We start from the raw sequence: 26724 nt of genomic DNA, 5'->3' as shown, positions 1-26724 counted from the left end.
CCGTGTCGTGAAAACATCCGGGGGTGATGGAGTATATAAGTACGCTAGAGATGAAGTGCTATCTGGAGTGATAGCTGGAGCTAAGATGAGTGACGATAATCGACAAGTACTCGCTGACATTGTGTCTACAATAAAACCAGAAATAGAAAATGACCTAGCGCTGTACCATGCAAAACAATCCACAACCGAATACTCTATCGAAGTACCTGACCATCCTCGTATTAGCCCTGAGAAGCAAGAAAAGCTCTTTCCGGCATAGTATCGAAAGGTCTACTACCGAAAAAGCAACGCTTTACGAGCACACAAGACAAACCCAATTAAAATTAAATCCGGTACACCTATAACATTATTGGTTCATTTCCAAGTGCTTATGAACAGTATAAATAAGTCCATGACGATCAACTAACATAAATACTGATCGGCCTTGAAAATGTTTACCAACCCTTTTTGAAGGCATGTATACCTACGCTTGCAGCGCACTCAGTTCAGATCGGAACATTTGCGATAAGATTCTCGGTAAAGGCCAACCCTCTTAAATCAGCCTGCTTATAAGCTTCCACTAACTTCTGAGAACAATAAAACGTAAAGCTGACTTTATTCTCATGCTTGAAAACATCATCCCGCTCATTTTCTAAAAAAGTGATCGACTCCACTTCCGCATATATATCTTGATGCATCCGATATCGTATCTGTGCAGCATTAGTAGGTTTAAGATTCAAACAATTGAAGAAAAAGGCTGGATTGCCATGAAGTTCACAGGGCAGAATTTCACCAAAGGGCGTCAGTACCTCTTTCAAAGCATTGAAGGCTTTTTGATTCAGTAGCAATCCACCCGATCTCCAAATGCTTATGTCAGCCAGGCTGACCGCCCCCTCATTGCGATAATAACCAAGCTCTAGAGGCTTCCAAAAAGCCCTGATTGATATATTCTTTTTTCCAAGCTGCATTGCCGCCGCTTCACCAATGTGTGGATCTAAAAGATCCAAGAAATCATCTATATCCAGAGTCAAGCTTTGGTAGCCGCCTGCATCCTCATGAACTTTATATAGTGTCACGGCTTAAAGACCTCCTCCCGTGGCGGTTGAGTCACATAATCAGGCTGCTGCCCATCTCGTAACAACGCTCGTATAGCCAAAAGCTTATCTCTAAAAGCTTTTTCATTATCGATATTTCTGGTTCGATCATACACCCAGTGTTCATAGTTATAGGTATGAATCTCCGTATGAGCACTAGCATGCTTCATAACAGGGTGACCTTTATCAGCCACTTCTCTGGGCATCCAAACCCCATTATCCGGATCATTTATCCTTATCCCATGAAAGTGCAAATCAATTCTGGCTTCTGCTGCAAACCGGGTTCTACCTTTACCTTGCACAATATGATGGGCGGTGAATCTTGACTTTGGTTGTGGTGCATGTCGCCCATCCTTTTCCATAAACTTTGCAAGAACTTTGGTGGGATGATGAGCTTCAATACCCATTGCCTGTCGAAAAATAGAGCGATCTTTTCGTGTTGAATTTTCTGAAGGTTTTAGTGCTTCACGATACTTTGCAAGATCATCCTGTACACTCACTTGAGTCAGGGTTAGCAAACGCTCTGCCGCTAATTGTTTAAGTAAACGATTTAGCTCACGGGATTTATTTGAGAGGTTCTTTTCAATTGCTTTTGAAGGCTTAACACCATCTCCACGTTTAGCTGCTTTTTTGGCTGCGTCGAGAGCATCTCTATCAGAGTGATATTTTTTACACTTTTTCTCAAAATCCTCCATCATGCGTTCAAGCGGAGTCATTTCATGACGAGGTGTTGTTATACACACACCGTGGTTGTATTCCATACATCCATTCCATGGTTATCCTTTCTCAAAATGCAGAGTACCATAGCGCAGCAGAGAATCCAGACGACAACTACGCATTAACCACTACAACAATCGTCTAACAATCTAAGCTTCACCACCGATTATAATCCCCCTCGATGAGAGCAGATTTTCATCGGAGGAACGAAGGCTTCTTCGACTCAATTACACGCTACCTGATCCCAACTTATACGTATTTACACGATACAAACTAACCAAAAGAGTGTTGCTACCCGTCATTGTTGGCCTATTGGCAGCGTGATAATTTGCTTCCGCTTTTTATGGATTGTTGTTCCTGATCCATTGCCCCTGCGAGCGTGTCGGTTTCACTCCGGCCACTGGTGCCATGAATTCTTAAAAAAGCCTCAACCGTTGTTGAGGCTTTTTTAAGAATTCATGGCTGTCTGTTCCTGCCAGCCCGCCATGCCTTTCCAGCCGCGCTCCAGCTTCCCAATCCAGGCACAAAACCAAATCGTAGTATTTTTTGAGTTGTAGTAGACGATGCGTACACCTGTTTTAGAGACCGAAAGACTGATCTTAAGGCCGCTGGCCGTATCCGATGCACAGCATATTTTTGACTCCTGGACCTCCTGCCCGGTCGTTACCCAGTACATGATTTTTGACCAGCACGAAAACGTGCAGGAAACCATCGACTGGCTGACCTTTGAACAGGCCAACTACGACAATGATCATGTATATACTTTCGGGCTGGTATTGAAGGAAACCGGTGAGCTGATCGGCTCCGGCGGTTTGAGCTGGGAAGACGACTGTTTCTATATTGGTTACATCCTCTCCCAGAACAACTGGTACAAAGGCTTTGCCAAGGAAGCAGCATCCCGCATGATCGAGTTCGCCAAAAACGATCTGGGTGCCAGCAAAATTATTGGTCGCCATGCCAACGGTAACGCGGGTTCAGAAAAGATCCTGCACAACCTGGGCTTTGAGTTTTACAAAGACATCACCTTTTCCAGCTTTGGCAACAAGAAAACCTTTGATGGCAAGCTGCAGGTTCTGAACTTCTAACAGAACCACTCAAACCTAAGCCCCACTCACTTTGACTGGGGCTTTTTTACGCCCCGCCAGGTCGTCATAACAAACAGAAAAACTAGTTATTGACTTAAACTTAACTTCAAGTTTTACGATGCACTACATTGAGGTCAGGCTGACCTCATGAATAACCGGGTATGACTCCATGAAACGCATCGTAAATATTCTCCTCTCCTCCGTTGTTGCTTTGAGTGTGGCCAGTACTGCCACTGCCGGCATAAAGCGCATCAATCCCGACAATCTGGTCGATACCCGGCAGTTCGGTTTTTCGCAAATTGTTATCACACCGCCCAGCGGGCATACAGTTTATATTTCCGGGCAGTTTGCCGGCGATGAGGATGGCAACCTCATTGGTAAGACAGTTGAAGAGCAGATGCAGCAAAGCTTCAAAAACCTGAAAACTGCAATCAAGGCCTCCGGAGCAAAACCGGAACAGGTGGTGCAGATTCGGGTTTTGATCGTCGATCATCAAATGAAGTATCTGGAGCCTCTGGAAAGAGAACTGTCTGGCCTGTTTGGTAAAAAGCTGCCGGCAAGCACGCTGATTCCGGTACCGCGTCTTGCCCTTGATGGCATGTTGTTCGAGATTGAAGCCACACTGTTTATTCCAGCCAAATAAAGCTCCCCCTAAAAACAAAGCCAGTTATCCACAAGGAATAACTGGCTTTCGTAACCTGTAAAATCCGGTCTTATTCAGTCTTCAGACTAAACCGGGCACTCAGAATATCGGAACGATACTGTTTAATAGCCGTATCCTTCTTCTGCCAGTACCGCCAACTGATCAGTACAAAAGCTGTGGCAATGGAGAAGGTGACAATCTGAGGCCAGTTCTGAATCAGCATCTCCAGACCAAACTTGTACCACTCCACATGGGTGAACTCTGTAGGCTTACCGAACTTGTCACTCACGAGTTCCACCATCATCTGCCCCCAACGATACATGTACGGGCACAGCCAGAACCAGATCAGAAAGTGGAACGTTGTTTCCATCTTCGAGCGTTTCTTCTTGTGGATGGTCTGCAACAGCCCAGCCCATATCAATACGCCCGTGATCCAGATAAACAGATCATCAGTTCCGATACCCCCATAAGGAAAGCGGGAGATATGATAGGGAACAGTTTCATGCAGATTCAAAAGATGCAGATCACTGATATCAAAGGAACGCAGATAACTACTCATACCTACGGCCGCTTCCGGAATAAAAATACCAATCAGGAATAGAGGCACTACAAACGCCAGCAGCACCATAAAGTATCCGCCGAGCACCGTTTTCCACAGGCCTTGCTTGTTATTCTTTTTCAGGTCGCCGACAAAGCTTTCATATTTATCCACAACGGCTTCATAAACATCCTCTGATATCCACCGACTGCCAACCAGAGCGGAATCTTCATCGGATTCATGCTTACGCAGCATTTCTTCTACAGCCGGCATATTCAGTATATTTCTGTCCCGCAGTGCATAGTCACCATGGCCGAGATTGATCGCCCGCTCCCACACCGTGGCATCCATAATACAGCCAGCATTAATAACATGATCCTGACGGCCAATAAGCTGCATACCCGTCGTTCCGGCAGGTATAGTGGCATTACACTCCAGCGTTGGCAGCACGGCCTGCATCTCATAAGCAATCGTGTAATTACGATCTGCCACTTCCTTTATAGATATATCCGAGAGGAAGTTGCTGATTTGTCTATCGGCAATCCTGACATAGAGTTCCGTCCAATGGTGTGGCGAAGGGTCCTGTATTGAATAGGATGAACCACGCTTGGCGGAAACACTGATATAAAACCCGGAATACTGTTTCCCGCTACCACTACAGGTGGAGCACTGGGTTTTGCCCTTCCCATAACAGGCGTAACAGTTAATCTTTCCCCGGCCACCACAGGAGTTACAGGTATTGGTCACCATCTGGTTCTGGTTATTGATATACCGCATCTCCTGCACTGTGCCGCGCCCATAACAGGTGTTGCACATGGTGGAACCGTTGGTGCAGGAGTAACAGGTATTCTCACCACGACCATGGCAGCCCGAACAACTTTCGGAGCCGAAATACAGCTGCCCGTCATTGCCAAGGTTCATATTCCCCTGACGAAACCCATCGACAGTCGCCGGAGCCTTTTCACGAAGCTTGCGAATAAAACGGTCATCTCTTCCGGACTGGTAATAGGATAAACGTTCATTCGCCTGTACTTGGGCACCTGCCGGTGAGCCACAATCCAGCCCCTGGCGCGGATGGCTGCTGCCCAAAGACATGTAGTCCAGGCTGTAAGAAAGCTTCCAGCCGTAGCTGAAGCGGATCTCGCTGTTACGACGATCTGCATCGTGAATCTGAACGTCGGTTTTTTCTCCGGTTTCCTCGAAGATTTTGTTGTTTATTCTTTTGGCCAGTTGCTCTACAGAATTCATAGACCATCTCCCTCCTGAGATTTAAGGGAAGAAAAGCCTGCACAACGAGCGCGCGTACTATTTCGAGAATAACGAGAGAGAGCCGCTGGCAGTAAATTCAGCGGACAGGGCTTTATAGATTGAGTCATCCCTGGCGATATCCGGATTTTTATAATAATTAATGTGTCGTCTATATTAGCGAGATATAACGCAAAAATCAGCGGGCCTGCCAGCCGAGACTACAATCTTATGCGTCGCTGGATGGATAATCGGTACAGGGACGTTTTCGTGGTGGCCTGTATCCTTCTCCTCCACTATCCGTATCGCTAGAGTAAGAGCCATCGGATTCAATGGAATGAAAAGCATTAATTTCTCTTTCCAGGCGGGCATGAAACATCTCGCGCTCTGGAGCAGGATCCCTTGCCAGCCAGCGTTCAATCTGCTGAACGATGGACTCTCTTTCTGTACACAATCCCTGCAGATCAGAGAAGGTTTCCGTTATGGCAATAGCTTGGAATGATGAGCTGGGGAGCCTATTGGGGTAACCATCATGAAGCTCCCGAATATAAGCGTTCATTCTGCTAATAAAGTGGGGATATGCTACTTTATTCTTTTCACACCAATCTTCCAAATCCGCTTTACTGCTGGAAAACGTGATCTGCCGATTTATATCCTCACTAAAATGCAGTCGCGCTGTCGCCAAACCATTAATGCGGGCCATGGTGTTAATTTCTTTTATTTTCTGAGTTCCCATCCCTTCAACCTGATCCCAATGCAACCAGGGCCAGTCTTCTATAGAGATATCCTGCACTTCTTCACACAACACACTCAGAAACCAAGGATACTGGCGAGCCAACATGCCCTGATCGCCTTCTTCTGGCGCAAAAACATTCATGATAGAGCGGTCAAAAGTACCGCCATGCAGATAAGCCCAGACAGCCGAGGTATTCACACGGTCCTCAGCGGAGGAGAGATAGGCCCGCTCAAACCAGTCTTTAGCGTTGTCTCCAGAGCGAAAAGGAATACCGACAACAGGGAAAATCGCTTCACACACCTGGGCTGCCAGCTCAGGGGCCGATGTATTAATCGTATCGATGATTTCCTGTGAGACCAGACTGATCTGTGCATCAGGAAGACAGGATGCCGTGCGAGTGCGAATATTCTGAGTTGATGGTGTTGACCGATATTCGTCACGAAACGGTGCAGGGAAGGTGATCGCCGTTTCATTCTCCAGCAGATCAATACCATTGCTTTCAGAAACACGTTGAAGTGCTCCCAGCCCTTGATAGCCTGGTGTATTTCCACCTGAAAAATTGCGACTTCCGTAACCCGGTTCCATGTCCTTAATCCCTGAACCTGAGGAGAGAATCTTAGACTCAGGCTCTATCTGGAAAGTGCATTTAATAACCGGCTTGTTAGCTGCTCTAACTCAATATTTTGCGTGGCTCATCGCGATATTCTGCTCGAATAACAACTTCCGAGCATAAATACCTGATGAACTGGCTCTGCCTTTCTTTTGCTGAACTCACAACCAACCAGCTTTATGAACTGATTAAGCTGCGCATCGATGTTTTTGTAGTTGAGCAGAACTGCCCTTACCCAGAGCTGGATGATCTTGACCGTCTGCCTGAAGCCCGGCATTTAATGGGATACAAAGATGGTAAGCTGCTGGCCTGCCTGCGAATTCTTCCACCTGGCTCGGTATATAGCCAACCCTGTATAGGCCGTGTTGCCATCGATAACAGTCAGCGTGGACAGGGTCTTGCCCACACCTTAATACAAGAAGGTATGAAGCAGTGTCTGGCACTTTGGTCAGAACCGGGCATCAAAATTGGTGCCCAGTCCTACCTTGAAGGGTTCTATCAGAAACACGGTTTCCAGACTGCATCAGAGGAATACCTGGAAGATGGTATTCCTCATATAAAGATGATTTATCCAGCCAAGGCTGTTTAAACCACCTCTTCAGCCTGCTCCACAGCTTGCGTTCTGGCAGGGGCCGATGGTTTGCCGCGGGTGAACTCCAGCGAAGGATCATCAACCCGGCCAAGGCGCAGGCTGATCATATCCAGCACATAGTTCTGGTACAGCTTCCACGGCCGCTTGGAACCCTGATGAGGGATCTTCCCGGCGGCCCGCTGAATATACCCTGAGCGCATATCTACGAATGGCGTATGCTCTGCGTCGTTTACATTGTGTGGCGTACACTGCCGGTAACCGTGCTCGTCCATATGGTTCAGCACCCGACACATATGCTCCATAATCAGATCAGCTTTCAGAGTCCATGATGCGTTGGTATAGCCAAAGGTCATGCCCAGATTAGGCACGCCTTCAAACATCACGCCCCGATAGCACATCCGCTCTCCCATAACAGCGGGCTTGCCATCCACTTCCAGCTCCATACCACCGAACATTTGCACATCCAGACCGGTTGCCGTCACGATCAGATCAGCCTCCAGCTCTTCACCGGATTTGAGACGTATACCCGTCTCGGTGAACGTGTCGATATGGTCAGTGGCGACTGAGGCCTTGCCCGTGGAGATAGCCGCAAACAGATCGCCATCCGGCACAGCACACAAACGCTCATCCCAAGGGTTATAGGAAGGCGAGAAGTGCTTCATATCGTAGCCAACCGGCAACTGCTTTCTGGCCAGATTGATAATGAGTTTACGGGCAGCGTTGGGGAACGCACGACAGTAGCTGTAAATCAGCCAGGAGATTGAGATATTCCGGCCACGGGTAATGCGATACACCCAGCGCTCGGGAAGAATCTTGCGCAGACCATTCACCATCGGGTCATCCTGAGGCAAGGTCATCACATAGGATGGTGAACGCTGCAACATGGTGACATGCTCTGCCTTGTCGGTCATGGCCGGCACCAATGTCACCGCCGTGGCGCCACTGCCGATCACGACAACGCGCTTGCCGCTGTAGTCATAGTTTTCATCCCACTGCTGGGGATGCTTGATCTCACCTTTAAACGAGGATTCACCCGGGAACTCCGGCCGGTAGCCCGCTGCATAGTTGTAATAGCCGGTACAGCACAGCAGGAAGTTGCAGCTCAAAAGCTTCTCAACACCGGTTTCCGTCTGCTTGATGGTTAACAGCCAGCGGCTTTCCTCCGAGCTCCACTGCGCTTTCACCACCTTCTGACTGAAGCGAATCTTGCGTTCAATATCGTGCTCGGCAGCGGCTTCGGTAATGTATTGGCGGATATCAGGACCGTCGGCAATGCCCTTCGGACTGGTCCATGGCTTGAAGTTGTAGCCGAGGGTGTACATATCGGAATCGGAGCGAATGCCCGGATAACGAAACAGATCCCAGGTGCCCCCCAGGCTCTCGCGCCCTTCAATAATCGCGTAACGCTTGCCCGGACACTGCTTCTGAAGATGACAGGCGGCGCCTATCCCGGACAAACCCGCACCGATAATCACCACATCAAGATGTTCAACTGCCTGACTGGACTCGGTCATACCTGACTCCTTATCGTTATTCTTTTGACTAGTTCTTAGGCTGCGGTGATCTTTTCGATACGATTTTTCATCTTGCCGATAATCTTAACGACAATGTTTTGATACTTGGCCGGCAGAGTGCGCTGCAACAGATCGAGAGCTTTGGCATCACTACCGACCAGAATCCGTGAGCGATCTTTCTTCATGCCGGTGAGGATAATCTGAGCCGCCCGCTCCGGAGTCATTTTGGCCAGCTGGGTATTGAAGTGCTTTTTCTGCTGCGCTTCGGAGAGCTGCATGCCCACCTGCTCGCCCATCTTGGAGTTATTCACAATATTGGTCTTGATCCCGCCGGGGTGAACACAACTGATGCTGACATTATCCGATGACATCAGCAGCTCCATTCTCAGGCTTTCACTAAACCCGCGCACCGCAAACTTGGCCGCATTGTAAGCCGTCTGGTTGGGCATACTGACCAACCCGAACAGACTGGAAATATTAATAATGTGGCCCCATTCAGAAGCACGCAGGTGGGGAAGGAAAGCTCTGGAACCATGGGTCACGCCCCAGAAGTTAATATCCATCAGCCAGGAGAAGTCTTCATCAGACATGGCTTCTGCAGACGCTGCCAGACTCACCCCGGCATTATTAATGATCACATTCACCCGGCCAAAGTGTTCGTTCACCTTGTCTGCCCAGGCATAGATCTCATCACGCTGCCCCACATCCAGACGATCACTCATCACATCCGGGCACATCTTACGACAGTAATCGACTGTTTCCTGAAGCCCTTTCTCGTCAATATCAGACAGAGCAAGCAGTGCACCTTCCCGCGCACACTGAACAGCCAAAGCACGGCCTATACCGGAACCGGCGCCGGTAATAGCAACAACGGCTTTATTTAAATCTGCTGGCCTGGAACTGGCTGACATGGTGATAGACTCCCGATCGGCACACAGTCTGATCTGTGCTTGTTATTGTTATACGGTGATTTCTGAAAACCATACTAATGCATGGGTGCCTTTGCGTCAGTGCAGTCTGACGTCAAAGATATGGTGCTGAGAGGTCATTGCAATCAAACGCCTGAAGTGCTTCGGCTTTTGCGGAAAGCCATGGGCGTTTGTCCGGTCCAGAGCTTGAACGATTTGGTGAAGTTGGACGCATCACTGAATCCCAGCCGGGCAGCAATCTCATCTGCAGGCAATTGCGTCTGCTCCAGAAGCTGCCGGGCCTGCTCAAAACGTGCCTTGTCTTTTAATTGCTGAAACGTCAGCCCCTGTTGTTTTAAACGACGCTGCAGAGTACTGACGGACATATGCATCTCATCCGCCAGCTGATTCAAAGAGGGTTTGGCGCCCTGAACATCGCGAATCTTTTCTAACAGTCGTTCAACAATATCCTTTGGCTTCAGATTGCGCAGTTCATCGGCACACATCTGCCGGGCTACCTTGCTCAGCTCACTGTCTATGGGGCTGATACTCAACTGCAACCAAAAAGTGGGCACGGCCAGCTCAAGGTAAGGTTGATTGAAACGCACCTTACCATCCAGATTTTGCAGATAGTCCGGCCAGACTTTAGGCTCCGGTACTGTAAAGCTGAGCTCCATCTGCCCTTCGCTCTTATGCGCCTTCAACATATTACGGATGATGGAGTAAAAGCTGATCAGCAGGGAGATTTCAAACATAACAGACAGATTCTCGGCATGATCCAGTTCCATGCTGGGAACCTCGGCAATCCGCAGCCGCACGGTATCACCTTCGGCGATCATTTCTGCCACCTGCAGACTGGCACGGGTCTGGATGAACTGCACCAGCAGATTACTGGCTTCCAACAGGTTACGCGCCCCCTGAATAGCAATACCCAAAGTGCCGTGGGCATTCAGACCCATAAACAACCCATAATCGACACCAGCCTGATATTCATTGCCCAGCTTACCCAGCAGGTTGTACATAATCTGCTCCATCTGGGAATGAGGAATACGGGGTGGCGGATTCAGCAGCGTCGCCAGAGAAAAGTCGGTTCCTTCCAGAATCGCAGACATGCTGACGCCACGGCTCAGGGCGAAGTCCCGGCTCAGGGTCAGATAGTCGCTGGACAGCGTCGGCTCATCACTCGCCTGTGCAATTTTGGATGAAGCAGTCAGGGAGTGAGGCTCTGAGATCGGACTTTTTATCATTATTTTATGACCTCTCAGCACCATAAGAATGAAACCGTACCACCTGTCTGAATGTGCGGCAACTGACCATACTTAATGCCATGTCTACATTTCGATGAGAACAGGCAGGGTTAATGTATGAACAATAATGACAATCACAGTCATGCCGGTGATGTCGCCATTCAGCCTCGGCGGATGGTGTTCCCCTTCAAGCAAATGAAGGCCAAACGCTTTTTCGACAACAACGCTCTGAAGTCGGCTCTTGTGGCTGCACTGTCTTCTACCTTCCCTCCCGGCGAAGGTGAGTTTATTGCCTCCGTGCGTAACTACCGTGATCAGATTCAGGATCCGGTTCTTAAAGAGCAGATTCGCGGCTTTATTGGTCAGGAAGGTCATCACAGCCATCAGCATAAACAGGCCAACCGCGCGCTCAAAGAACTGGGCTGGGATGCCGAACGCCTGGAAGTCGGCTTCCAGAAAGAGCTCGATCGACGAGCACCAAAACTCAAAAAACGTTTCCGTCTGGCCATGACAGTCGGCATGGAACATGTCACCGCCATAATGGCCCAACACCTCCTGAATAACCCACAAGTCTTTGATTCTTTGGAACCCGCTGCCAGAGAGCTGCTCTACTGGCATGCCGTGGAAGAGATTGAACACAAAGCCGTCGCTTTTGATGTGTTTATGCTGTGCGATGGTGATCAGAAATACCTACGCCGCATACTGCGCCTGGCGACTGTTTTGTTTGCAGTGCGTATCGGCATTTATATGGTATTGCTGATGAAGTGGGGCCGGATGTGGCCGAGCTGGAAAGAGGTGAAATCTTTCGCCTCCTTCCTGTGGGGCAAAGAAGGCTTTATGACTGCCATGAAGCAGCCTTACAAGGATTACTTCAAGCCGGGCTTCCACCCCTGGGACCACAAGAACCAGCATCTTGTGGAGAAGTGGGAAACCTCTATCTACAACCCGAAGTATGATCGGGCCAGTGAGCAGTTTCAGGCAGAAGCCAGTCCAGCCTGAGGCTCATAGATGATTGCCATGCATTCTTTCCCATACGGTTAGTTATTCTGACTGTATGGGAGGGAACGTCAGAACAACTCTCCTGCCTTATATGTCTTTGAGCATGAAAGGCAAGGAGAACCATCATGGAAGCCAGAGGCACAACTCGCCCTACCGATACAGGCTGGGTCACACGCACCAAACGCCGCTCCCCGGAAAGCAAGAAGAAACCAACCTCCCCGGCAGTGACCCTGCAAACTATCACCGCATGGAAAAACAACCCGACCGCACTCACTTGTGAGCAGGCGCAGGCCTTTAACACTTTCTGCAAGAAAACACTGAAAGAACGCAAATGTGAGCAGAATGAAGATGTAAGAACCTTACAGGCCGTACGTGGTGTCATGAGCTTCATACTGGGCCAAAATAAATGTCTCTCCAACCAGCTGAATTACATTACCCACTACCTCACCCCAAATGGAAAGCGCGCCGAGGCTCGTGCTCTGTTTTCCGCACTGCTGACCAAATCGGATTTAGACCCGGCTCTGCAGACTTCAACCACACTGCTGAATGTGGCAATAGGCGAGTTCTGGGACCAGAACTATTTCAATGCGCAAAACCTGCCTGCCTCTGTACGCGTACCTTACGAACAGCTACTGAACAGCAATGGCAGAGACAAGACAGCCTACCAGAACCTGCTGCTGGCCATTGAGATTGCTATTACCGCCCCCCCCCAGCCCCGTCCACTCGCCTGCCCCGAGTTGATTGTGTTACTCAACCAGTTTCAATCACCCGATTATGTGCAGCATGCTTTTGGCTGGGATCACTTTACCCACGAAAACTGCACCCCCGCATTTCGCATTATGAGTTACCTGAAAGTTCGGGCACTTGGCGCGCATTCCACCATCAAGTTCATCATGATCAATGATTACCTGGATATGGTCGCTCGCCATCCTGAATCACTGACCACAGCCAAACTCGACGCCTTTATTCAGGACGTCCAGAGTAAGCACCCCACTTACGATGGCCGCAGTCAATTTATTCGTGCCCGCAATCAGGTGACTTATTACCATCAGTGGAAAAGTGGTCTCTCCACATCAGACAAAGAGCTTTTCCATAAGGTTCAGGAGTGTATTCAACACCCTCAAAGCGTGAGTGATAGCGAAGCAGTACAACGACTGCATGCTTTTGTGATCAGGCACGATGAGATGCTGCCACCGGTTCTGAAATCACAGATTCAACGTGCCTATTATCTACGCTGCAATACTATTTTAAGCAGCAACTCCGCCGAGTTGTGCCGAAAACACATCACGGAATTGCGCCACTGTGCCAACTGGCTGCCCGATGAACAGCGTTATCTTTCGGTGAAAACCCGTGTCTATCTGGCCTGCGCTCAGCTGAGTCAACTCAAAAATCTGCTGCAAAAATTCCCGTCTACAGATCACCCCAGCGTTGCCAGAAAGCTGCGTACATTTGAAGGGATTATCAAGCTGGCAGAAGGACAGGATACGGAAGGCTGGCAGCTGCTGGCTCCTGTTCTGGGCACAGTTTCCACCGCCTGCTTTCAGTCACTGATGGGGTATACCATGCCTGCCAGCCTTGGAATGCTTGGTGATGACAGGCAAACGACACGGGAAGACAGCTACTTCTGCCAACTGCAATTGAATCAGTTTGCCCCTCAACTGGCAGAGATACGCAAACGAAGACAGCTTTTTCTGATCCAGATGAAACATCTGCCTCTGCAAAAGGCTCAAAGCAACACCTACCATTACTCTTCCAGCAGCTCGGAAACCTCACCAGACAGCAGCCCGGAGACACCAACCCGCAAGTTTGAACTGGCTCCTGGTGCGCACTTATCCAGGAGCAATAATCCAACTAACCCTCTTGCATTTAACCGGCCACTGTCGGGTACATTAATGACTCCCCATATAACTGGGAATCATCACATTCATAATGCAGTGTTTCGCTCACCGGCTCCGGTTAGCTGGTACCCCGGAACGACCATCTATAACAATCCTTAGACACAAAAATTGATTTATTAAACCAAACCCCGAATAATATTCGATTATTATTTTCGGGGTTTTTCTGTGCTCACTCAGCAAGTCAGCAGCAAACAGCTTAAACGCAACCAGCGAGAGGCGGAGATTATTACCGCAACCGTTGCGTTGCTGAAAGACCGGGGGTTCCTGGAGCTGAAGATGTCCGATGTTGCCAAGGCAGCAGGCTGCTCAATGGGTGCTATTTACTCCCATTTTTTCAGCAAGGAAGATCTGCTGATTGCCTGTACCTCAGCCACCATGCAGTCCTCCCTGGCTGATATGCAGAAGCTGCTGGATTCGACCTCGAAACCTCTGGATCGCCACTTTCTGGTGCTGTTCTTTCTGTGGCACAAGGATAATGCCAATCCTCACCACTACATGCTGCGACAATTGTCTTGGAATCCATCGGTCTGGCAAAGGGCTTCGGATTACCGGCACGCCCAGCTCAATACGGCCTGTGAACAGTTCGATGAACTGATGAAAGTGAACTGCCACAAACTGCTGGCCGAAGAGCTTGGCTCTGAACCTGAGGAAGCTGACGTGAATGACTTCATGGTCAGTACTGCGGGTCTTTCCCAGGGAACCTATCTATTCAAAGAGTCCGGACTGGGCATCGTCCACAGCATGGCCGCAGATGATGATATGGAAAGAAAGCATCTGGTCAGCCTGCGCTACATGCTCCGGGGCTGGGGTATCCGCCGGGACGATATGGATGGCTATCTGAAACGCTTATTCGAGCAGGCTTCGCACTGATGACTTAGCAATCATTCTTCACTGAAGCCTTCTTTTAATATTTTGCGAATAATATTCGATTTTTATTTTAAACCACTGGTGTAGTCACAAAACCAAGAACAGTGACTGCCAGACAACAATTGAGAAAGGGATAACTGATGCAATCACGTTACCGACCGTTCAAAGCGGCACTTCTGACCATGGCTCTGACAGCCCTGGCCGGGTGTTCCAACGAGGCTCCACCAGCTCAGGAAGTGATCCGCCCGGTCAAGCTGTTTCAGGTGACAGATGATTTCCAGGGAGATATTCGACGCTTCCCGGCTACCATTCAGTCCACAGAAGAATCTCAAATCTCTTTCCGGATTCCCGGTGAGCTCACTCGACTCGCCGTGAATACTGCGCAGTATGTTGAAAAGGGCGAGCTACTGGCTCAGCTCGATGACCGTGATATTCGCAATGAGCTGGATCTGCGCCAGGCCGACTTCGATCTGGCCGACACCAACTACAAGCGTATGGTTTCTCTCTGGGAGAGCAAGGTGGTTTCTCAGGCTGAAATGGATACTGCCAGTGCCAATCTCAAGTCTGCCCGTGCCAGTCTGAAGCTGGCTAAAGACAAGCTGGCTTACACCACACTGACCGCACCTTTCAGTGGACGTATTGCCCGTACCGATGTCGAGAATCATCAGTTTGTTCAAGCTCAACAGACCATTCTGGTGCTGCAGGATGACAAAATGCTGGAAGTGCATATCCAGATGCCGGAAAGCGTGCTGACCCGCATTCGCAAAGACAGTGTTGATCCTGACTATCACCCTTATGTGACCTTTCCAGGTACTGGCGAAAGCAACTATCCGGTGACGTATAAGGAGCACTCCACCAGCGTGTCTCCGGGCACTCAGTCTTATGAAGTCACCTTTACCCTGCCTGCACCGGAAGAACTCACCGTTTACCCTGGCATGGGTGCCATCCTGCATATGGACCTTTCCCGTCTGTCCGGCAAGCCAACAGATCTGTCCAGTTTTACCGTTCCACTGACCGCCGTTCTGAAAGACGACGCTTCTGGCAAAAGCCTGGTATGGGTCTTTGATGAACAAAGCGGAGCCATCAATCCGGTTGAAGTCACCACCGGTCGTATTACCCAGAACGGTATTAATATCCTCAGTGGCCTGAATGGTGGTGAACAGATTGTTGCCGCTGGCCTGAGCAGCCTTTCTGCCGGTATGAAGGTGAAGCCTCTGGTTCGTGAGAGAGGTCTGTAAGCGTGAATATTGCTGAGTACTCTCTCCGCCACAAGGTGATCAGCTGGGTGTTTGTCACCCTGCTGCTTGTAGGTGGTTCATTGTCGTTTACTGGCCTTGGTCAGCTGGAGTTTCCGGAGTTTCCGATTCCCCAGGCCATGGTGAACACCATTTACCCGGGTGCATCCCCTGAGCAGGTCGAGGAAGAAGTCACCCTGCCGATTGAGCGGGCGATTATGGAGCTTGAATACATCAAGCATCTCACGTCCATATCCAGCGCCGGCACATCCCAGATCACTATTGAGCTGAAGGACTCGGTCAGCCCAAACGACCATCCACAGATATGGGATGAGATGCGTCGTAAGGTGAACGACGTACAATCCAGCCTGCCGCCCGGTGTACTTCCCTCCATGATCAACGATGACTTCAGTGATGTGTTTGGCATCCTGTATAACATCAGTGGTCCGGATTACAGCTATCGCGAACTGGAGAACTATGGCGATCTTTTACGCCGGGAACTGTCTCTGGTTAAGGGCGTAAAAAAGGTCAAGCTGGACGGCACGGTTGATGAACAGGTTGTGGTGGAGATTTCCCAGCCCAAACTCAATGCGCTGAATATTTCCCCGGCCTGGATCTATGGCCTTATCCACAACCAGAACGTCGTGTCCAATGCGGGCAAGATGCTGATTCACGGCCAGTCGATTCGCATTCATCCAACCGGTGAGTTTCGTGATATCAGTGAACTGGAAAGTCTGATTATCAGCCCTCCCGGCAGCGACAAGCTGGTGCGTCTGGGCGATATCGCTACCATCACCCGTATTCTCGATGACACACCTCAGAAGACCTACCGAATCAATGGCGAAGACGCCATCTCCCTCGGCATCTCCTTCAATGAAGGCGTGAATGTGGTGGATGTCGGCAAGGCTGTTGAGGCCCGTCTGAATGAGCTGGAATCCAGCCGCCCCATCGGTATTCATCTGACTCAGGTGTATAACCAGCCTGAGGTTGTCGATCAGTCTGTTTCCGGATTCCTGTTCAGCCTGCTGCAGTCAGTCGTGATTGTGGTGATCGTGCTGCTGTTTGCTATGGGGTTCCGTGCAGGCCTGCTGATGGGTGGTATTCTGCTGCTGACCATCCTCGGTACCTTTATCGGTATGCGTATACTGGATGTGGAGATTCAGCTGATCTCCCTCGGCGCTCTGATCATCTCCCTCGGTATGTTGGTGGATAACGCCATTGTGATTACCGAAGGGGTTCTTGTCGGGCTGCAACGTGGTATGACTCGACTGCAGGCGATCAGTCAGGTCGTTCTGCAGAACCAGTGGCCGCTGCTGGGCGCGACGGTTATTGCCGTACTGGCATTTGCACCGATCAGTCTGTCTGATGACACCACTGGCTACTTTATGATCTCCCTGTTCCAGGTGCTGTTGATCTCCCTGATGATCAGCTGGGTACTGGCACTCACCCTCACCCCGTTCTTCTGCAACCTGATATTCTCTGAACCGGATCAAACCCTGACCGGCACAACAGCCGATCCTTACAAAGGCTTCCTGTTCATTGCCTATCGGACCTTGCTGAAGAAAGCCCTGCACCACCGCCTGATCACGATTTCCATCACGGTAACGGCGCTGTTTCTCGGTGTTGCCGGATTTGGTCAGCTGAAGCAGGCGTTCTTCCCACCATCCAATACTCCACTGTTTTATGTGGATGTCTGGCAGCAGGAAGGCGCGGATATCCGTCAGACCCGTGCCACCATGGCCGAACTGGAACAGCAGGTTAACGCGCTGGTCGATGTTGATAATGTCACTACCGTGACCGGCATGGGCGCTCAGCGCTTTATCCTGACCTACTTCCCAGAGAACGTTTATAGCAGTTACGGTCAGATGATTATCGAGACCGGCAGCCTGGAGCAGATCAAAGGTCTGGTGCCACAGGTTAAGAAGATTCTCGATAACACGCCGTCTGTCGAATATCGCATCAAGCTGATGGAAGTCGGTCCATCACCCAAGGCCGCAGTAGAAGCCCGCTTCTATGGTCCGGATCCGGCAGTATTGCGAGAGCTGGGTGCTCAGGCGGAAGAATTGTTCAAGGCTGAACCGACGACAACATCTGTACGTCACTCCTGGCGCGAGCAGGTCAATATTGTACGTCCGCAACTGGATGAAGCAGCGGCCCGTCGCAGCGGTATCTCTAAACAGACCATCGATGAGGCCATGCTGGTGAACTTCTCTGGCAAGCAGGTCGGCGTATATCGAGATGGCAGCCATCTGTTGCCTATCATTGCTCGGGCACCGGATGAAGAACGTTTGAATGCAGACAGTATCTCCGGCCTGCAGGTCTGGAGTGATGAGCGTAACAGCTTTGTACCTGTCTCCCAGGCGATTACCGGATTTAAGTCCGAGACTGAGAATCCGCTGATTATGCGCAGGGATATGAAGCGCGTACTGACCGTGATGGGCGAAGCCATTCCGCTCAGTGGCGACACTCCGGAATCCGTACGCCAGCGTCTGAAAGACAAGATCGAAGCTCTGCCTCTGCCGGATGGTTACACCCTGGAATGGGGTGGCGAGTTCGAGATGGCCGGCAACGCTCAGGCCAGCCTGTTCAGCTCGCTGCCAATGGGCTATCTGATGATGTTTCTGATCACCATCTTCCTGTTCAACACCATACGACAGCCAATCGCTATCTGGTTTACTGTACCGCTGGGTGTGATCGGTGTATCCGCAGGTCTGCTGTTGCTGGACAAGCCGTTCACCTTCACTGCCCTGCTGGGTCTGCTCAGTCTGTCCGGTATGTTGATCAAGAACGGTATCGTGCTGGTCGAGCAGATCAATATCGAGATGGAGAACAGCGACAGTCCTCAGCAGGCGCTGATTGATGCCTGTGTGAGCCGTGTGCGCCCGGTGTGCATGGCCGCACTGACCACTATGCTGGGGATGATCCCACTCGTGTTTGATGCCTTCTTCAGCTCCATGGCTGTGGCCATTATCTTTGGCCTTGGCTTTGCCACATTGCTGACGCTGGTGATTCTGCCGGTCGCCTACGCGCTGCTCTATCGCATGCGCTTTGATGGCACGCAGGATGCGGTTTTTAAATAAACCGCACTAAACTCATCTCAAGCTTGGTTCCCATGCTCCGCGTGGGAACCCATATGCATTCCCACGCAGAGCATGGGAACGAGAGTAGAGTACCTTTGTTTTTATCGGGTCTGAGGATTACTTCTCCACAAACGCCCGCTCAATCACATAATGACCAGCGTTACCGTGTCGCGCTTCCTTAAAGCCACGGGCATCAAGAATCGCGCAGGTATCTTTCAGCATCGCCGGGCTGCCGCAGATCATAAAGCGGTCATCTTCCAGAGAGAATTCTGGGAGGTTCAGATCACTGGTCAGCTTGCCGTTATCCATCAGGTCCGTTAAACGACCCTGGTTATGGAACTCTTCCCGGGTCACGGTTGGGTAGTAAACCAGCTTGTCGCGAACAATATCCCCAAAGAATTCATTCACGGGCAGCTCATCCTTAATCATATCCTGATAGGCCAGCTCGGACAGATAACGGACGCCGTGGGTCAGAATGACCTTGTCGTACAGCTCATAGACTTCCGGGTCCTTGATAATGCTCAGGAATGGCGCGAGGCCGGTACCGGTGCTGATCAGCCACAGGTTTTTACCGGGCAGCAGATTATCGGTAATCAAGGTTCCGGTCGGCTTGCTGCTGACGAAGATTTCATCACCTTCTTTCAGGTGCTGCAGGCGGGAGGTCAACGGGCCATCAGGCACCTTGATGCTGAAGAATTCCAGCTCCTCTTCATAATTGGCACTGGCAATACTGTAGGCTCGCATCAACGGACGACCCTCCACTTCCAGGCCAATCATCACAAAGTGACCATTCTTGAAGCGGAAGCCGGAGTCGCGGGTCGTGGTGAAACTGAACAAAGTCTCATTCCAGTGATGTACGCCAGTTACCCGTTCAGTCCTTATCGAGCTCATGAGTTCTTTCGTTCCTGTGGTTATGCTTTTTATATGTCTGTTTTATATGACCATGAATGGTTGAGAAGATTACTTGGTTTTAACGGCTCGGTTAATGGCTTTCTTAGAACAATATGTAATCAGCTTATATAGCCCGTAATTTATAGCCCGGAACGCCCTATAGTCATATATAACTCTTGTGGAGCATGCGCCGTATGAACACTCGTACCGAATCTGACAGCATGGGTGAGCTGGAGCTTCCGGCTGACGCCCTTTACGGCCCCCAGACCCAACGCGCCATTAATAATTTCCCGGTGAGCGGCCAGCCGATGCCGGAAGCCTTTATCCGTGCGCTGATTACCGTAAAGATCGCGGCCGCAGAGTCCAATCGCGAACTGGGGCTGGTTGAAGAGGATATTGCCGAGGCCATTATTTACGGAAGTCTGGATCTGCTGCAGTCCAACGATCTGATGAAGCACTTCCCTGTGGATATTTTCCAGACCGGCTCCGGCACCAGCACCAATATGAATGCCAATGAGGTGATCGCCCATCTGGCCAGTGAACGTCTGGGACGGCCGGTTTCCCCCAATGATCATGTGAACTATGGCCAAAGCAGCAACGATGTTATCCCCACCACAATCCACGCCAGCGCCGCCATTGAGTTAAACAATGCTCTGCTGCCAGCCCTCAGCTATCTGATCACGGTTATCCACAACAAGGCTGATGTGCTGGATGGTTATGTCAAAACCGGTCGCACTCACCTGATGGACGCTATGCCGGTGCGTCTCAGCCAGAGCCTGACCGGCTGGGCTGATCAGCTACAGTCCGGGCTGAACCGACTTGCCACCATTCAAGATGAAGTCTTGGCTCTCGCTCAGGGCGGCACTGCTGTCGGAACCGGCATCAATGCCCACCCGGACTTTGCCCGCACCTTCTGCCAGCACCTGAGTGTGATTACCTCTTTGGAATTCCATCCGGCGGAGAACTTCTTCTCCCATCTCAGCTCTCAGGACACGGTCGTAGCTTTATCCGGGCAGCTGAAAACTCTGGCCGTTTCCATTATGAAAATTGCCAACGACCTGCGCTGGATGAACTCCGGCCCACTGGCCGGTTTTGGAGAGATTGAGCTGGAAGCCCTGCAACCAGGCTCTTCAATTATGCCGGGCAAGGTAAATCCGGTGATTCCGGAGTCAGCCGCCATGGTGGCCGCTCAGGTGATCGGTAACGATACAGCGATAACACTGGGCGGACAGGCCGGCAACTTTGAACTGAATGTGATGCTGCCGATGATTGCCAGTAATCTGCTGTCCAGCATTCAACTGCTAAGCAATACCTGTCGTCTGCTGGCGGATAAGGCCATCGCTACCTTTACCGTTAATGGCGAACGTTTGCGGGAGGCGCTGGATCGTAACCCGATTCTGGTAACAGCCTTGAACCCGATTATTGGCTACCGTGCTGCCGCCGAGATTGCCAAGCAGGCCTACAAGCAGAAACGACCGGTGATTGATGTAGCCGAAGAGATGACTGAGATAGCGCGGGAAGAGCTGGAGAATCTACTGGATCCACGACGACTGACCGAAGGCGGGATTACCGAGTAATCGCTTTTTTGAGAGTCTGTTGAGGTTTTGTAACGACAGCACAAAACCTCAACGTCTCGCTGAATCAGATAATTTTCTTGATCAGCACATGGGCTTTCAGACGATGAATACGGTTCAGCAGCTTTTGTACTTCACCGGGATAGTCTGAGAGCTGTTCCAGTTCCTGATAATTACTGATCTTGGTAGTGCAGCACAGAATTTCAGTCTGCTCCGCTATCAGCTGATCATGCAGAAGCCCCTGCTCATCCTGCACCAGAATACCGTTCTCAAGATCCAGTCCCCAGGCTCGCGGATTCAGGTTGCTGCCAGTGATCATGGCGCGCTTGCCATCCACATACAGACCTTTCAGGTGATAGCTGTTGGTCGAATCTTTCCACAGCATCAGATTCAGCTGACCACTGTCGATCGCCTTCTGGTGCTTGCGGGCAAACTCTCGCAGGTTGCTCTCATAGAGATACGGCAGACCGCCAATCTTGGAGAAGCTCTCCTCGGGTGGAATGTAGAAGTCGTTCGCCGTCTTGTCGCCGACAACGATCGTGATCTTCACACCACGCTTGAGCAGCTGGCCGATATCACGGGCCAGCACACCTGGCGGGTTGAAATATGGTGTACAGATAAACAGTTCGTTCTCAGCAGAACGAACCAGATCACGAATCATGCTGTTCAGAGCATTGCCCCGTGATCCCATACCACACACAGGAGTCAGGCCAACGCTGTGCTCCTTGAGTACCGGAGTAAAACGGTAGTTGGCCTTGCGCATGCTTTTACGGAAGCGACGAAACTCCTGCTTAAGCTCTTTGCGGGTCGGAACACTCTCACCATCAAGTGCCTGTACAGCGGAGTGACTGCAAAAGTAGTGATCAATAAACTCAACGAAGCTGTTGCTCAGCTCCGGACTTTTGATTTCGTGGTAACGGTCATAGCGGTAGCGTTCATCCTGATGCAGATACACATCATTCAGGCTCGCGCCGGAATAAAGCACGGTGTTATCGAACACAAAGCCTTTCAGGTGGAGAACACCAAAGATTTCCCGGCGGTTAACCGGAACACCGTAAATCTCGATCTTGTGCTCATACTCGTTGGTCAGGCGGTGATAAAAGTCCCGGTTGGTCAGGGAAGCTTCTTCACCAATCCGGCCACGCTGGGCACGATGGAAGTCTACAAAGACTTTGATATCCAGTGCTGGATTGTTTTGCTTGGCCTCGAACAAGGCCCGCAGGATATCTTCACCTGCTGCATCGGCTTCCAGATACAGAGCCGTGAGATAGATACGCTTTCTGGCACTTTTGATCAGTTCCAGCAAACGGTTTTTGAAGTCGCGCGTCGATGTCAGGATCCGGTAATCGGCAACATCAACTGCGATCTGGGGTAATTGATTCAGTCTTTCCCGATAATACGCCGGTGAAAACATACTTCTGCCTGAGTAGGGGTTCGCACACCCGGAGTGTGAAAAACCGGGCAATGCTCCCGACAATGACAGGCCGGGAACAACCAAACGGCAGACTTTACCAAAACAGCCAGCGCGGGAAAATAGCGCCTGACGTTACATGGACTGCATAACAGCCACCGATATTCAGTGAAGTATACGGGTCAATCGGCAGGCAGCCATGGCCATTCGGTGAGACGCAGCATGGCTGGTTTTGTCGAGATATTCCTCATGGGGCTGCTGGTATTCCGGTGTGCTGAAAATAAATTCGGCCAGTTCATGATTCTCATCCAGCCAATGGCCAACCTCATGCACGTCACAGCCGTTCAGGAACTTATGGGGATGAGCAGCCAATAGTTTCTTCACATGCTCCTGGGTCTTGCTATGGGGGCTATTGCTCTTGATATAACCCCCACCAGAATCCCAGAGTTCATGCAGGGTATGACCGCAGCGTCGATGCCCCTTGCCATCCTGATGCGGAGAGGTCAGACAATAATTAATGCCACCACCTTCTGAGGCACTGTCACAGCCCTTGGCAATGTTAAATACGGAATGGAGAGGCTGGTGAAAATCGGCCACCACATGCGCCAGCATGGCATTAACAATGCCTCGTCCGACCGGCGTTTTTACCTCTTTCCGGGCCGCCTGCAAACGGGTAAACCAATTATGGATGCGATCACGCTCTTGCTCTCCAAGATCACCACACTGACCAGTATCCGGCCAGGGAAGATCAACAAAGTGCAGCTGCCGGATTCTGGAGTCTGCGATCGGCTGAAGAGCTTTTGGCACCGGCACACCGTACTTTTGGAACACAGTTCCCAGCTTCAACATGCGCCATTCATCAAAAAGAATGGCTGTCCGAGCAAATGGTGAAGCGGTATCGAACCGATTGACTTCATTCAGCCAGACCTTATCAAGAACAGCCAGCAGAGCCTTGGCATCACTGTCGAGCTGCGCCTGTTTCTTTGTAGACAAATGCCCGTAGGCCAGTTCAGCAACAGTGGCATGCACCCGAAAGTTCCAGCTCCATGCCGGCAGGGCGAATACAGAACAAAGTAAAATGATCAGATACCTGAATTTCATAAGGCACCCTATTAACCAGAGAGGGTGGTTTCAGGATAGAGAGAGAAGAAACAGCGAGGTAAACCCAATTGGAATAAAAAAACCACCCGCAAGCAGGTGGTTTCAGAACAGTAGTCCAATGACGTTTAGAAAACGTACTGGATACGGCCTACAACTGCAGAACCGTCGTCGTTCTTGGCGCCGCTGCCGTAAACGTTGGTTTCACCGCTTACGTAGTTCAGGCTGGCACGTACATTCTTAGTCGCGAAGTAGTTCACACCAACAGTGTAATCGGAAGCTTCAGCATCCTTACCGGCAATCACTTCAGCCGCAGCTTCAGCATCAACGTCGATCACAGTGTAACGGGCAAAGACTTCCCACTGGCCGCCCTTAGGCTTGCCGAAAGCGCCTTTCTTGTAAGAACGCTTGCCACCGTCAACCATGAAGGAAGCCTGAACGTAGTAGCCAGTCAGATCAACGTCAGCATTCGCCTGCACGCTGTCCTTAACGGACACTTCACGCTTGAAGTACTCACCCTGCAGCAGAGCCGGGCCGAACTGGGCAGCACCTTCAAAACCCCACTCAACGTCAGTATCAGCTACGAAAGCATTGAACAGCTTAACTTTCTCGCCTTTCTTAACACCAACCTTGGTGGTGTTCTTGGCAGCAGTAGCAGAGTTGTCGATGTTGCTGTTGTAGTAGTTGGCACCCAAGTGAACCAGCATGTCGTCAGACATGATAGGAGCGACAGTGGCACGGCCGTTAAAGCCCCATGCGTCATCATCGCTGTTCTTTTCATCCTTGTAACCACTATGATGGATACCAGCGGACAGGGTGTACTGCTTGTCAGCCATGGAAGCCTGAATGCCGTACTCGTTGGTGGAGTCGCCCTGCAGAACGTCATAGATAGCTGGACGCTCGATACCGGTAATCCAGGAAGAGCTCACGCTGTTTTCCAGGCCGAAGTCAGGACCAAAACGACCAACACGAACCTTAACTGGCTTCAGGTGGTAGAAATCGAGGTAGGCGTTGTCCAGCTTGATGTCGCCGTCATCGTTAGCCAGCTTCAGGGCGTAACCGTAGTCGCCATATGCCTTACCGCTGAACTTGATCTCGCCACGACGGATATAACCGGTGGACTTGTCTTTGCTGGTACCGTCGTCAGCACGGTTGTACAGGCCGTCCATGCCGGCATAGTCCCACTGCAGCTTGCCGCTCACCTTGAAAGAGAAGTCGCCGCTTTCAGTTTTGGCACTGAAACCACCTTTGCTGGTGCTGATGATGATGTCTTCACCTTCAGTCTTAACGGTGCCAGCCTGAGCATTCATGGCCAGACCTGCAGACATGGCAGCAGCAACGGCCAGAGAAAGAGCTGTACGCTTCATTAACCCACTCCTTGATGAACTGTCGTTCGTTTTTTGTGTTTTGTGTTTGTTGTTAAACGCTTGGTGTTAGATGACTACGGAGGAAGAGTTTGGACGGGCTATGTTTCAGGCGGGTGATTGTTTTATGAAGGTTTTATGCACGGGAGATGACCGATTTATTACACGACGCACACTGTACGCCGTGCAATAAATCACATGGATCAAGGCATGATGGCTGGAAGGCGTTTGTTCAGAGAGATACGCTCGGAGGTAGCTGTACCGGTCAGAACATACCCCAGCAGATCATTTTCACGGGTGCAGGTGATACGCAGACCACCTTCCACTTCTTCAGTCTGCCACTGTCCACCATTCTCCAACGGTGGAGCTACAACCACCGGGCAGGCGGGCGTTTTTACCGTGACCGGCATCGCACCATAAGAAACTTCGTTCGCTTCCCCGGCCAGAGTTTTAGCCAGGGAGCGGGCACAGGCCATCAGTGGCATCACATAGAGCTGAACCAGCCCTTCCACCTCTGCACAGTCCCCGAGCGCATAGATATCCGGGTCACTGGTCGCCAGAGTCCGGTTCACACAGATGCCCGTTTCTGTTGCCAGACCGGCGTCTTTGGCCAGAGCGATACGTGGACGCAGGCCAATAGCCGAGAGAACCACATCGGCCTGTACCGCGCTTGAGGAATCGCCACCTGCTAGACCGACTTCCAGCCCGTTAGCCCCCTGATTCACCGAAGTACCGACGCTGTTCAGGTGGAAACTCACGCCCAACAGGGTCAAGGCTTCCTGAACAGCACTGGCAGCCGAGGAAGGCAGCAGACCAGGCATAACATGTTTGGAAGCACCAACCACTTCAACCTGATAGCCACCAGCGACCAGATCATTGGCAAACTCACAGCCAATCAAACCAGCCCCAAGAATCGCCACCCGACCACCTTCCGGCAGACAACTGCGAAACGCATGATAGTCCTCCAGATCATTTACCGAGAGTACCCGGTCAACCGCATCGCCACTCAGGGATGGTTTAACCGGCTCCGCCCCCAAGGCCAACACCAACTTGCCATAAGATTCCGTGCTGCCATCTTCAAGACGCACTACTTTTTCGGAGCGGTCGATAGAGGCAACCTGAGTCTTGGTAAGAATGCGGGCATTCAGCTGTTCAGCCATCTGCTCCGGTGTCTGCATGGCCAGACCATCCGCATCCTTGCCCTTGGCAAAACCGGTCGACAGCATGGGTTTGGAATAGTTACGGCCATCGTCGGCCGTGATCAGAACCAGAGGCGTTTCTTTATCGAGCTTGCGAAACTCTCTTGCCAGGGTATAACCGGCCAGCCCGGTCCCCAGGATAACAACGGAATCCATAATGATCGGCTCTTGTTATTGCTATTGTTATTGCTCTAGTGCCT

General features: G+C 50.8%; 22 protein-coding genes. 10 read left to right on the top strand and 12 right to left on the bottom strand.

Translation table 11 applies throughout. The features are described from left to right. The first annotated feature begins 85 nt into the window (after nucleotides 1–85). A complete protein-coding gene (locus EHSB41UT_RS24795; RefSeq protein ID WP_242667214.1) occupies nucleotides 86–259 on the top strand; it encodes a hypothetical protein in 174 nt (57 codons plus the stop codon). Between the two features lie 226 nt (nucleotides 260–485). On the opposite strand, the gene EHSB41UT_RS01055 is transcribed toward EHSB41UT_RS24795, so the two are convergent. Both EHSB41UT_RS01055 and EHSB41UT_RS01050 read right to left on the bottom strand, forming a co-directional pair. Further along, nucleotides 486–1055 carry a hypothetical protein gene (locus EHSB41UT_RS01055; protein ID WP_087106036.1) on the bottom strand — a complete coding sequence of 190 codons (570 nt, stop codon included), beginning with the start codon at nucleotides 1053–1055 and terminating at the stop codon, nucleotides 486–488. Next, nucleotides 1052–1834: an AHH domain-containing protein gene (locus EHSB41UT_RS01050; protein ID WP_087106034.1), complete on the bottom strand. Its 783-nt coding sequence runs from the start codon at nucleotides 1832–1834 to the stop codon at nucleotides 1052–1054. Before EHSB41UT_RS01050 ends, EHSB41UT_RS01055 begins: the two co-directional genes overlap by 4 nt. 519 nt (nucleotides 1835–2353) lie before the next feature. Here EHSB41UT_RS01050 and EHSB41UT_RS01045 point away from each other — a divergent pair. Further along, nucleotides 2354–2875 (top strand): GNAT family N-acetyltransferase, encoded by a 522-nt coding sequence (locus EHSB41UT_RS01045; protein WP_087106032.1) that lies wholly within the window; start codon nucleotides 2354–2356, stop codon nucleotides 2873–2875. Nucleotides 2876–3044: 169 nt separating this feature from the next. Continuing rightward, the gene (locus EHSB41UT_RS01040; RefSeq protein ID WP_087106030.1) at nucleotides 3045–3518 is read left to right on the top strand and encodes a RidA family protein; all 474 of its coding nucleotides are present in this window, start codon (nucleotides 3045–3047) and stop codon (nucleotides 3516–3518) included. Between the two features lie 70 nt (nucleotides 3519–3588). Here the strand turns inward: EHSB41UT_RS01040 and EHSB41UT_RS01035 are convergent, their stop codons facing one another. Then, nucleotides 3589–5304, bottom strand: coding sequence for a hypothetical protein (locus EHSB41UT_RS01035; RefSeq protein ID WP_087106028.1), 1716 nt, complete (start codon nucleotides 5302–5304; stop codon nucleotides 3589–3591). A 226-nt stretch (nucleotides 5305–5530) separates the two neighbouring features. Next, a complete protein-coding gene (locus EHSB41UT_RS01030) occupies nucleotides 5531–6622 on the bottom strand; it encodes a hypothetical protein (RefSeq protein WP_087106026.1) in 1092 nt (363 codons plus the stop codon). A 155-nt stretch (nucleotides 6623–6777) separates the two neighbouring features. Here EHSB41UT_RS01030 and EHSB41UT_RS01025 point away from each other — a divergent pair, with 155 nt between their 5' ends. Then, the gene (locus EHSB41UT_RS01025; protein ID WP_207626534.1) at nucleotides 6778–7236 is read left to right on the top strand and encodes a GNAT family N-acetyltransferase; all 459 of its coding nucleotides are present in this window, start codon (nucleotides 6778–6780) and stop codon (nucleotides 7234–7236) included. Here the strand turns inward: EHSB41UT_RS01025 and EHSB41UT_RS01020 are convergent. From EHSB41UT_RS01020 to EHSB41UT_RS01010, 3 genes are all read right to left on the bottom strand, one after another. After that, a complete protein-coding gene (locus EHSB41UT_RS01020; RefSeq protein ID WP_087106024.1) occupies nucleotides 7233–8753 on the bottom strand; it encodes a flavin-containing monooxygenase in 1521 nt (506 codons plus the stop codon). The genes EHSB41UT_RS01025 and EHSB41UT_RS01020 overlap by 4 nt on opposite strands. 35 nt (nucleotides 8754–8788) lie before the next feature. Beyond that, nucleotides 8789–9664, bottom strand: coding sequence for an SDR family NAD(P)-dependent oxidoreductase (locus EHSB41UT_RS01015; protein WP_087106022.1), 876 nt, complete (start codon nucleotides 9662–9664; stop codon nucleotides 8789–8791). A gap of 143 nt (nucleotides 9665–9807) precedes the next feature. Next, nucleotides 9808–10908 (bottom strand): AraC family transcriptional regulator, encoded by a 1101-nt coding sequence (locus EHSB41UT_RS01010; RefSeq protein WP_165767114.1) that lies wholly within the window; start codon nucleotides 10906–10908, stop codon nucleotides 9808–9810. Nucleotides 10909–11025: 117 nt separating this feature from the next. Here EHSB41UT_RS01010 and EHSB41UT_RS01005 point away from each other — a divergent pair, with 117 nt between their 5' ends. From EHSB41UT_RS01005 to EHSB41UT_RS00985, 5 genes are all read left to right on the top strand, one after another. Then, a complete protein-coding gene (locus EHSB41UT_RS01005) occupies nucleotides 11026–11907 on the top strand; it encodes a metal-dependent hydrolase (protein ID WP_087106018.1) in 882 nt (293 codons plus the stop codon). Nucleotides 11908–12032: 125 nt separating this feature from the next. Next, nucleotides 12033–13904, top strand: coding sequence for a hypothetical protein (locus EHSB41UT_RS01000; protein WP_087106017.1), 1872 nt, complete (start codon nucleotides 12033–12035; stop codon nucleotides 13902–13904). Nucleotides 13905–13970: 66 nt separating this feature from the next. Next, nucleotides 13971–14675, top strand: coding sequence for a TetR/AcrR family transcriptional regulator (locus tag EHSB41UT_RS00995; protein ID WP_165767113.1), 705 nt, complete (start codon nucleotides 13971–13973; stop codon nucleotides 14673–14675). A gap of 137 nt (nucleotides 14676–14812) precedes the next feature. Continuing rightward, the gene (locus EHSB41UT_RS00990) at nucleotides 14813–15910 is read left to right on the top strand and encodes an efflux RND transporter periplasmic adaptor subunit (protein ID WP_087106014.1); all 1098 of its coding nucleotides are present in this window, start codon (nucleotides 14813–14815) and stop codon (nucleotides 15908–15910) included. A 2-nt stretch (nucleotides 15911–15912) separates the two neighbouring features. Beyond that, a complete protein-coding gene (locus tag EHSB41UT_RS00985; RefSeq protein WP_087106012.1) occupies nucleotides 15913–18987 on the top strand; it encodes an efflux RND transporter permease subunit in 3075 nt (1024 codons plus the stop codon). Between the two features lie 117 nt (nucleotides 18988–19104). On the opposite strand, the gene EHSB41UT_RS00980 is transcribed toward EHSB41UT_RS00985, so the two are convergent. Further along, nucleotides 19105–19878 carry a ferredoxin--NADP reductase gene (locus tag EHSB41UT_RS00980; RefSeq protein WP_087106010.1) on the bottom strand — a complete coding sequence of 258 codons (774 nt, stop codon included), beginning with the start codon at nucleotides 19876–19878 and terminating at the stop codon, nucleotides 19105–19107. Nucleotides 19879–20072: 194 nt separating this feature from the next. On the opposite strand from EHSB41UT_RS00980, the gene EHSB41UT_RS00975 reads away from it, so the two are divergent. Then, nucleotides 20073–21455, top strand: a complete 1383-nt coding sequence (locus EHSB41UT_RS00975; RefSeq protein ID WP_087106860.1) for a class II fumarate hydratase — start codon at nucleotides 20073–20075, stop codon at nucleotides 21453–21455. A 64-nt stretch (nucleotides 21456–21519) separates the two neighbouring features. Here the strand turns inward: EHSB41UT_RS00975 and pssA are convergent, their stop codons facing one another. The 4 genes from pssA to EHSB41UT_RS00955 form a co-directional block, all read right to left on the bottom strand. Then, entirely contained in the window at nucleotides 21520–22866 is a 1347-nt protein-coding gene (gene pssA, locus EHSB41UT_RS00970) for a CDP-diacylglycerol--serine O-phosphatidyltransferase (protein WP_087106008.1), read from the bottom strand. Nucleotides 22867–23028: 162 nt separating this feature from the next. After that, nucleotides 23029–23964 carry a S1/P1 nuclease gene (locus EHSB41UT_RS00965; protein ID WP_087106006.1) on the bottom strand — a complete coding sequence of 312 codons (936 nt, stop codon included), beginning with the start codon at nucleotides 23962–23964 and terminating at the stop codon, nucleotides 23029–23031. Between the two features lie 125 nt (nucleotides 23965–24089). Beyond that, the gene (locus EHSB41UT_RS00960; protein ID WP_087106004.1) at nucleotides 24090–25328 is read right to left on the bottom strand and encodes an OprO/OprP family phosphate-selective porin; all 1239 of its coding nucleotides are present in this window, start codon (nucleotides 25326–25328) and stop codon (nucleotides 24090–24092) included. Nucleotides 25329–25528: 200 nt separating this feature from the next. Further along, nucleotides 25529–26680, bottom strand: coding sequence for an NAD(P)/FAD-dependent oxidoreductase (locus EHSB41UT_RS00955; protein WP_207626533.1), 1152 nt, complete (start codon nucleotides 26678–26680; stop codon nucleotides 25529–25531). Nucleotides 26681–26724 lie beyond the last annotated feature (44 nt).

The sequence above is a fragment of the Parendozoicomonas haliclonae genome (genome assembly GCF_900174585.1).
GTDB classification, from domain to species: domain Bacteria; phylum Pseudomonadota; class Gammaproteobacteria; order Pseudomonadales; family Endozoicomonadaceae; genus Sansalvadorimonas; species Sansalvadorimonas haliclonae.
This window is presented reverse-complemented; position numbering and strand designations above follow the sequence as displayed.

What these genes read in the sequence shown, in the direction of transcription:
- EHSB41UT_RS01040 (WP_087106030.1), top strand. Translation starts at nt 3,045, where the DNA reads ATGAAACGCATCGTAAATATTCTCCTCTCCTCCGTTGTTGCTTTGAGT.
- pssA (WP_087106008.1), bottom strand. Translation starts at nt 22,866, where the DNA reads ATGTTTTCACCGGCGTATTATCGGGAAAGACTGAATCAATTACCCCAG.
- EHSB41UT_RS01000 (WP_087106017.1), top strand. Translation starts at nt 12,033, where the DNA reads ATGGAAGCCAGAGGCACAACTCGCCCTACCGATACAGGCTGGGTCACA.
- EHSB41UT_RS01030 (WP_087106026.1), bottom strand. Translation starts at nt 6,622, where the DNA reads ATGGAACCGGGTTACGGAAGTCGCAATTTTTCAGGTGGAAATACACCA.
- EHSB41UT_RS00965 (WP_087106006.1), bottom strand. Translation starts at nt 23,964, where the DNA reads ATGAAATTCAGGTATCTGATCATTTTACTTTGTTCTGTATTCGCCCTG.
- EHSB41UT_RS00990 (WP_087106014.1), top strand. Translation starts at nt 14,813, where the DNA reads ATGCAATCACGTTACCGACCGTTCAAAGCGGCACTTCTGACCATGGCT.
- EHSB41UT_RS00955 (WP_207626533.1), bottom strand. Translation starts at nt 26,680, where the DNA reads ATGGATTCCGTTGTTATCCTGGGGACCGGGCTGGCCGGTTATACCCTG.
- EHSB41UT_RS00960 (WP_087106004.1), bottom strand. Translation starts at nt 25,328, where the DNA reads ATGAAGCGTACAGCTCTTTCTCTGGCCGTTGCTGCTGCCATGTCTGCA.
- EHSB41UT_RS01045 (WP_087106032.1), top strand. Translation starts at nt 2,354, where the DNA reads ATGCGTACACCTGTTTTAGAGACCGAAAGACTGATCTTAAGGCCGCTG.
- EHSB41UT_RS01010 (WP_165767114.1), bottom strand. Translation starts at nt 10,908, where the DNA reads ATGATAAAAAGTCCGATCTCAGAGCCTCACTCCCTGACTGCTTCATCC.
- EHSB41UT_RS01015 (WP_087106022.1), bottom strand. Translation starts at nt 9,664, where the DNA reads ATGTCAGCCAGTTCCAGGCCAGCAGATTTAAATAAAGCCGTTGTTGCT.
- EHSB41UT_RS01050 (WP_087106034.1), bottom strand. Translation starts at nt 1,834, where the DNA reads ATGGAATACAACCACGGTGTGTGTATAACAACACCTCGTCATGAAATG.
- EHSB41UT_RS00980 (WP_087106010.1), bottom strand. Translation starts at nt 19,878, where the DNA reads ATGAGCTCGATAAGGACTGAACGGGTAACTGGCGTACATCACTGGAAT.
- EHSB41UT_RS01020 (WP_087106024.1), bottom strand. Translation starts at nt 8,753, where the DNA reads ATGACCGAGTCCAGTCAGGCAGTTGAACATCTTGATGTGGTGATTATC.
- EHSB41UT_RS01005 (WP_087106018.1), top strand. Translation starts at nt 11,026, where the DNA reads ATGAACAATAATGACAATCACAGTCATGCCGGTGATGTCGCCATTCAG.
- EHSB41UT_RS01025 (WP_207626534.1), top strand. Translation starts at nt 6,778, where the DNA reads ATGAACTGGCTCTGCCTTTCTTTTGCTGAACTCACAACCAACCAGCTT.
- EHSB41UT_RS01035 (WP_087106028.1), bottom strand. Translation starts at nt 5,304, where the DNA reads ATGAATTCTGTAGAGCAACTGGCCAAAAGAATAAACAACAAAATCTTC.
- EHSB41UT_RS24795 (WP_242667214.1), top strand. Translation starts at nt 86, where the DNA reads ATGAGTGACGATAATCGACAAGTACTCGCTGACATTGTGTCTACAATA.
- EHSB41UT_RS00975 (WP_087106860.1), top strand. Translation starts at nt 20,073, where the DNA reads ATGAACACTCGTACCGAATCTGACAGCATGGGTGAGCTGGAGCTTCCG.